Source organism: Paenibacillus sp. 1-18 (genome assembly GCF_000520755.1).
In the GTDB taxonomy this organism is placed as follows: domain Bacteria; phylum Bacillota; class Bacilli; order Paenibacillales; family Paenibacillaceae; genus Paenibacillus; species Paenibacillus brasilensis.
In genome coordinates this window covers 1-7,943 of record NZ_ASSB01000350.1, presented here as the reverse complement: position 1 = coordinate 7,943, position 7,943 = coordinate 1, and the positions used below count along the sequence as shown (strand labels likewise).

The following is a 7,943-nucleotide window of genomic DNA, read 5'->3' as shown; positions in this document are numbered from 1 at the left end:
AGTTCGATAACAACCTTTGAGGGCGGCTTCTGTTTTTATGAGATAATGTTCTTGTCAAAACCATATGACAAGAACATTATCTCATTCCCGACGAGACTCATTGAAGGGGATATAACGAAACCGAAGGCACACCTGCCTAGGGGGTTAGTGATGGAAGATTCACTCAACAGCACCATGTGCAGTGGACGGAATAGAATTGTTGCTCAGGAAGCATATTTGACGAGGACTGGTAAGGATTTTATTTATAAAACAGGATGTTCTTAAGAGGCATTTGAAATTAAAAGTGGATGATTGCTAGCCGCATGCGGAAGCTACATATTGATATTTATGCGCTATTCGCATAAAGTTTTTTTGTATATGAACTGAGCTATAAATGTACACGAGGCGCCACTACGCGGTTTTGTCCTTTTTTAATATGTCTACGGGCAGAATAACTTAATAAATGATATGCTTAAAAAACAGATCATTTGACCAAGAGGAGAGGTACATTAATGCGGTACCATGAATTTTATATCGGACAACTATTTAGAACCAAGTCTTTAACATTAACAAAAGAGGATATTACCAGATTTGCAACGGAGTTTGACCCACAATATATGCATTTGGATGAAGATAAAGCAACGCAGGGAAGATTTAATGGAATCATAGCCTCAGGAATTCAAACGCTAGCAGTTTCATTTAAGCTTTGGGTTGAAACGGATAGTTATGGTGATGATGTCATTGCTGGAACCGCTATGAACAATATTAGATTTATAAAACCCGTGTACCCGGGAGACGAATTACATACCATTGTGGAGGTAACTGCACTTAGAGAGAAACTGAATGAAACAGGATTAGTTACTGTTATGCTGACGACTTTCAATGACAAGGATAAGAAAGTATTTGAAGGTGAATTGTCCGTTTTAGTTAATAAATAAGGTGTATTCAGACAGTAGATATAGAATCTACAGAAGAGAGCCTCCTAATATTAAGTTGATTGGGGAACAGAGTTGTTCTTTATAATGATTTTAAGGTGAGGACTACCTGCTGGTGACCGCTAAAGGTTGCTCTTGAAAATAGATTTTATGGAGGAGCTAGATGACTAAAGAGGAAATAATAAATTACTGTCTGACTTATCCCGACGTTTATAAAGACTACCCCTTTGACGAAAAATGGACTGTAATACTTTGCGATGCTTTACAAGCATGATGGTCACCTTTGCATCAACCTCAAATGTGAGCCGAGTCGAGCCGATTTCCTACGCAGCATATTTAAAGAAGTTAAGCCGGGATATTATATGAATAAAGTGCATTGGAATACCGTTATTTTAGATGGTAACATGCAAGAGGATGATCTTTTTGATATGGTGCAACATAGCTTCCAACTGACGAAATCGAAGAAAAAAGGGGTATACCGGAGAAGGGAGCTACCTGCGGCTGGCTGAATGCTTCTGGCACAAGCTGGTGCTCGACCCGCTTAGCTCACAGGAAGACTGCCTGCAAGGAATTCATGCTAATACTCAAATTCCCAAGCTGATCGGACTTGCCAAAGAGTATGAGCTGACCAATGATCCGATGCGCCGGGCGACGGTGGAGTTTTTTTGGGAACGAGTGGTGGAGCATCATTCGTATGTCATTGGCGGGAACAGCTTTGGAGAATATTTTGGAGCACCGGATGGCTTGAATGATCGCATCGGGCCGCATACGACGGAGACGTGCAATACCTATAATATGCTTAAGCTGACCAACCATCTCTTTCAATGAATGTATCCGCCAGGGAGGCGGACTTTTATGAACGGGCTCTGTTTAACCATATTTTGGCCTCGCAGGACCCGGTTTACGGGGGTGTGACGTATTTTCTGTCCCTGGCCATGGGCGGACACAAGCATTTTGAAAGCAAATTTGATGATTTTACATGCTGTGTCGGCACAGGGATGGAGAACCATGCAAGCTACGGCAGCGGTATTTATTTTCACGATCACAATAAACTGTATGTCAATCAATTCATCGCTTCCACACTGGAATGGCAAGAAGCAGGAGTTACGTTAAAACAGATCACCTCCTATCCGGACACGGATCATACCAAGCTGGAAATTCAATGCGATCAACCTGCACCATTCATGCTGCTCATCCGCTATCCTTATTGGGCTGAAAAAGGGATGACTATCCGTGTGAATGGCAAGGAACAAGCAGTCGTGTCAGAACCGGGCAGCTTCGTATCTATCGCTAGAACGTGGATAGACGGTGATATTGTCGAGGTGGAGCTTCCGATGTCGCTGAGACTGGAGCCGATGCCGGATAACCCGGACCGGGCGGCTGTCATGTATGGACCGCTGGTGCTGGCAGGCGACCTCGGGCCCATAGATGATCCAAAGGCCAAGGATTTCCTCTACACACCGGTATTCATACCTGAGTCGGGGGAACTGGATGCCTGGATACAGCCGGTGGAGGGCAAAACGAATACATTCCACACCTTGAATGCCGGGCATCCCCGGGACGTGGAATTGTCTCCTCTGTATAAAATACACGACCGTACTTATTCGGTGTATGGGGACATTTTTACGAAGGAGACATGGCAGGAGGCAGAAAAGGAATATACGGCGGCACGCGAAAAGCTGGCGATTCTGGAGCAGTGTACGATTGACTTTGCCCAGCCTGGAGAAATGCAGCCGGAGCGGGATCATAACTTTCAGGGGGATGCTTCCACCCGCACCGGATATGTAAGCAACCGACCTTACCGAAATGCGGGCATTGACGGCTGGTTCTCTTTGGATTTGCAAACAGATCCGACTGCTCCGATGCTGCTCGTTATCACCTACACGGCCACGCTGGAAATGCCCAACTGTGGTTTTGACATTTTGATTAACGGTCATCCGCTTGAGCATTTTAGTGAAGGCTTTGATGAGGCCGATAAGTTTTACAACGTAAATGCCGCCATTCCGGCTGCATATTTGGAGGGTAAGGACATAGCGAAAGTGACCTTTAAGGCCAAGCCGGGACAGCGTATCCGCAGATTGTTTGGGCTGAGAATGGTCAATAAAGAGGTGTATGAGCAGCTCTATCAGGCGGGTAACTAGCGTGATAGCGGATGGATGCCCTTTGAGATGCTTTGTGAGTAAAAGTAACGTTTGATTTTTAATAGATTATGATTTATGATGTAAGAAATATTGGATGATGTTGGAACAATGTTGTTATGAACTGATTTATTCATAGTCGTTTGCGCGTGAAGCACACGGGCTGTTTCTTCCTTAACTGGGGAGAGGCAGTCCTTTTTTGTTGTTTTAGTACATTTTTGCCTACTCCGTTTTTTATATTCACTTTTTCGAGTTCAGCGATAGAGATTGGGATGGCTTTTTTCAAAATGTCTATATGTTAGAAGTTTTCCTTATAGATTTTGTAATAAGGAAACCATATAATATATAAGTTGTATCCAGTATTTTCCGAAAGTGGGGATGCAATAAGTATATGAGAGTAGGGTTGATATACATAGTTTAGAGTACTAGCAGACAAAGGGGATAGAGAGATGAGTATAAAAAAATGGATGTTGAGTTTGACCGCAGTTACGTTGCTATGGGGCGCGACAAGTACAATTCCAACGACGGAGGCGGCAAACAGCCCCCAACCGATTGAGGTCTTGTTAAATGCGAAAAAGATACAGTTCCCGGATGCTAAACCCTTTCAGGATAGTAACGATTACGTGATGGTTCCTATTCGTTTTGTATCCGAAGCCTTGGGGGCCAAGGTTGGTTGGGAAAAAGCAGGCGGTCAATTGGCTGTGTCGATCAAAAATGATGCACATGCCGTTAGCATGACGGTCGGACAAAACACTGCCACTGTGGACGGACAGACCAAAACATACGAAACGAAGATTATTTTGAAGCAGAACCGTACTTTTGTGCCGCTCCGGTTAGTAAGTGAAGGCTTGGGCCAGACGGTGGAGTGGGATAAGATCAGCCGCTGGGTCTGGATCGGGAAGAAGGAAATTGCTGAGCTGGAGACTAAAGGACAGCAGGTAAGCATTGAACCTTACAAAAAAACTATTGGATCTATACCAGCCCTTTTGAACGATGATCTTGGTAAGCCATATGACAAAGTTTTGATTTTTAAGCAATCTGACTTGCCTATCAAGCTGTTTAGGGATATTTATTCTGTTGAGCCGTACACTACTCCAGATGGTGTGCCTTACCTGCGTATGAGAGTTAAAACGAAGTCTACGGCAGGAGGGATTTTTTACATGACGAAGAACAAGGATGCACGTCTCCGTCCTCCGCTTAATGAAATGATGCATAACAATGGGGACGGTACAAAGATGATCTATTACCCAATTTATTCGTCTGGAGACGAACTCTTTCAAGGTATACAAAATTATAAATCCTTCAAGCTACAAGACATTGAGTACATCGGATTTCGTTTGCAAGGTGATGGCTATATTCCTATGATGGTTAACCCGTGGAAAGGTAATTAGCGCATGAAGAAGACACAACGCGTTCTAGCTGTATTGCTGGTGGGGATACTGCTACTATTGCAGATCCCACCTTTTTCTTTTCCGACGAACAAGGCGGAAGCCGAGACGGAAATTACGCCGCTGTCTTACTTTGCAGACAAAAATGACCGCTATTTTGTCGGCATGATGTACTTCGACATGTGGAAAAACACCGCAGGTGTTTGGGTCACAGATGGCGGAAAACAGCCTGAAAAGAACATGCAAGGTAAAGCCACTTTTACCTACAAATTTAATTTCCCAGGCCGAAAGATCAAGAATGTAACGGCTCGTCTGTACACGGCTAGTGACAATAGGGAGTATTTTACAAAATCACGATCTGACCTTTATCAAGACTATTCGGATTACATGAGTAAAGGCACACAAAATTCAGATATTTGGCCCTTCCAGAAGCAAGGGGTTGGAACGGACACAACTATTATTCCAATCACGGTAAACATGATGCTGAATGCGAATGTCCAAGCACGTAATATCAAAGCCGAGAGCTGCCCCACCTGCGCCAAAGAAGTAGAAGCTTGGCGCATCTACCAGCCCATCCTGTTCAAAATCGAACTGGAGAGCAGCCTAATCGTCAAGCATTTTACCACTGATGGAAAATCGCTTAACAACGTTTTTACACCAGTTGAAGATGAACTAAAACCTGATCAACCGTATGATTTCATCCCACCAACCAATCCTAAATATGAATATGTGGGTTACAAGAAAAGCACGACGGGTAAACCGCCGAGCGGAGATATTTTGCCGGGCATTGTACCCGGGTTTACGTATGATGGTTCTTTTGAGCAGTTTACCGCTTATTTGTATTACAAAGAAGGTCAGGGCTGTCCTAAACCTGGAGAAAGCCAAGAGGGCTCACCCTCAGATTGCCAAGGCGAGGAACAGCCGATGAAAGGTGTTGTCTGCTCTCGCCCGGTACCTGGCTTGCGCTTGGAAACTACCGAGCTGGACCCGACAGTATCTGCCGTTATCAAAGCAGACCAGCGTGGCCGGGAACAGTTTGACGTGTCCAAAGGTATTCCAACATCTGAGAGCCTGTACGGTCATGTACAAGCCAAGAGATACCTTTTCCAGCATAAGTTTGTAAACATGACAGGTCAGTGTACATATACGGTGAATGTAAAACGGGAATATCGGTTAAGCTGGCGGCCCAAGAAAAAATCTACGCGGAGAGAAACTGTGAAAAAAACCTATACCTACAAAATCGTACGTCCGTACTCTTTTTGGAAGATAGACAACTTGGAGGTGTACGGTATCAGGGAAGCTACGCTCCGAAATTATGCGTTACTTAATGAAACAATCACCATTCGTCCGCAATCCTATACCTTACCTTCATATGCCGCAGCGACCATGGGCAACTTTTATCCGCCCCCTGCACCGGGAACCGTGGATGCTGGTAGTCGCAGCAAAAGTGGAGGCAGCAGCAAGCCGAGTGTACCTGACGAACGCAGTACACTACAATCCAAGGCAGAGGGGGCTGTTAAGGAAGTCGAAGTGGAGAACGATACCCTGACCTTTGAGAACAGGACCATCATGAATCCGCAGCGCGTGAAGGTAAATGGACCCAAGCCGGGTGTTATTCCTTCTTCCGGGGCGATTGGCCCGGATGTGCTATACAGTCCGGGGCATATGATTGATCAGCACAAGATAAATAAGCCCAATACGGCTAGCAGCGGTGACATTACCTTCGCTATTCTCAAAGGGAATATCAATGGTGGTGCGGATAAGACGTTTTCGATACAGGGGATTAACACGGTGACTGTCCACACTCCCGTCGTGAATCTTTCCAGCGTGTCGGATGATGCTGCTCATAACCAGAAAACCAAGCCTACGAAGGGGCGATCGGCACTTATTTTGGAGCGTCCTTTCCAGGTGAGAATTTCGACCTCAGGCCCACATTTGAATATTCCCGGCTACGGGAACCGGGAATATGCCAAATATGTACGAACTAAGCAGGTGCGATTCCCGTTCGATGTGTACGATAAAGGAAAGACAAAATTTTATCCGCGAGGTACCTGGATTGACATTCCGGTGCTGCAACTGGATACAGACTTTTATTTACCGGTATGGGTGGATGAAGGCAACTACACAGTCGAGTTCCGTACCATTGCTGAAAATGCACCAGGCGGGTTCACCGAACAGCGTCATGCCAATATGGATCTTGCTCATCATGTTGCCAATGATGTGGTCAACATTGAAGTTATCGGACGGATGTATGATTTTCATATCACCGATATTGCCGATTATCATTGGGAGCGGGTATTTCGTCAGCACAAGGGAAGCCTGCTGCATAGCGGTCTGTCCTACTGGACAGGGCTAGGCGGCATCGACGGATTGCCAAGGGGAAATCCGGAGCCGTTTACCCTGCCTGTACGTCCCGGCAGTCATCCGCATGAGGGCTACCAAAATGTGGCGGTCAAGACAGGCTATCATTTCAAGTTTGATCTCAAAACTAAAGGTAATATGTTCAGCGCCAAGGATGGTATCCGCATTACGCCCTCATTTTATTGGGTGAGCAAAGATGGGCGACAGCGGGAAGAGGTGGATCTGTATACGCATTCCGGCAGCCGAAAATTTATCCGTGTGGGATCGGCAGAGGACCGGGAGAAACGATATGTTATTTTGAATGAGCGGCTGCGAAGTGTCCCCATAGAGGAAATGCAGGATACAGCAGCCTACCAATATCAACATGAACTGAGTGAAGTAGAGCGGATCCAGTTAACGCTGGAACGTTATGTAGCGCTATATGCCCAGTGTATTGCACGCAGCAAGACGTGGATTGGCCGCTACGATTGGCTAGTGCTGCCCGCGGCGGTCCGTACCTTAATCGGTCCGAAGACAGACCTGCCGGATGGGGTTGATGTCGACCGTGCCAATGCGGCGATTCAGCGCTGGTATGGCGAATATAGCCTGCCTGCCGATGTGTACGCCGTCACCAAAGGGACGGATCTACGTAATGAAAGCCGTCAGCGAGAGCTAAACGAGCATACGGATATATTTAAGAAAACGGGCTTTATCGTCGTCCGCTTCAATTTGGAATCACTTCGTCAGGGGGACACGGAGCATCCACATTTGCAATATATCAATGGTCCGTTGCTGAACCAATGGCAGCTGGAGGGGTATCGCAGAGAGGTAAAAGACTCATACGGACATGCCTTTCATTTACAGGATGGGGATGTTGTGTTTTATCATGCAGACCAGTCCAGTCGGGATGATTTCAGTTCATTTGTCCCTCACTAATCGGGAGGATCATACAAATCAAGAATGACCTGAATCTCTTCTTAATGATTGACAAGCGCAAGTTTGTCAAGCCCTGTTCGGAGTGTTTAGTCGGTTTCCAGTTTCCCTACCTGGTCATATGCAGTGGAAGCGAGCATTTGGGCCACTCCGACATGTGAAACAGTAAGCCTAGCATATGTTAAGTGAACAAAATGAGCAAGCCTGGATTCTCATCCAGGCTTGCTCAT

The 7,943-nt window shown here is 45.8% G+C and carries 5 protein-coding genes and 2 pseudogenes; all 7 read left to right on the top strand.

What is annotated here, in order from left to right; genetic code table 11:
• On the top strand, nt 1-264 hold a 264-nt coding region (locus L693_RS31695; RefSeq protein WP_231503739.1), incomplete at its 5' end, for a hypothetical protein.
• A 227-nt stretch (nt 265-491) separates the two neighbouring features.
• Nucleotides 492-917 (top strand): MaoC family dehydratase, encoded by a 426-nt coding sequence (locus L693_RS0123300; RefSeq protein WP_025720399.1) that lies wholly within the window; start codon nt 492-494, stop codon nt 915-917.
• 160 nt (nt 918-1,077) lie between these two features.
• Nucleotides 1,078-1,423 (top strand): annotated as a pseudogene (locus tag L693_RS28455) (MmcQ/YjbR family DNA-binding protein).
• 19 nt (nt 1,424-1,442) lie between these two features.
• Nucleotides 1,443-1,876 (top strand): annotated as a pseudogene (locus tag L693_RS32195) (beta-L-arabinofuranosidase domain-containing protein); the annotation flags it as partial.
• Nucleotides 1,850-3,055 (top strand): DUF6805 domain-containing protein, encoded by a 1,206-nt coding sequence (locus tag L693_RS0123285; RefSeq protein WP_331281103.1) that lies wholly within the window; start codon nt 1,850-1,852, stop codon nt 3,053-3,055. The pseudogene L693_RS32195 and the gene L693_RS0123285, both read left to right, overlap by 27 nt.
• Before the next feature lie 446 nt (nt 3,056-3,501).
• Complete coding sequence (locus L693_RS0123280; protein WP_025720397.1) at nt 3,502-4,443, top strand: stalk domain-containing protein; 942 nt, start codon at nt 3,502-3,504, stop codon at nt 4,441-4,443.
• 3 nt (nt 4,444-4,446) lie between these two features.
• Nucleotides 4,447-7,716 carry a DUF5704 domain-containing protein gene (locus L693_RS0123275; RefSeq protein ID WP_025720395.1) on the top strand — a complete coding sequence of 1,090 codons (3,270 nt, stop codon included), beginning with the start codon at nt 4,447-4,449 and terminating at the stop codon, nt 7,714-7,716.
• Nucleotides 7,717-7,943: the final 227 nt, after the last annotated feature.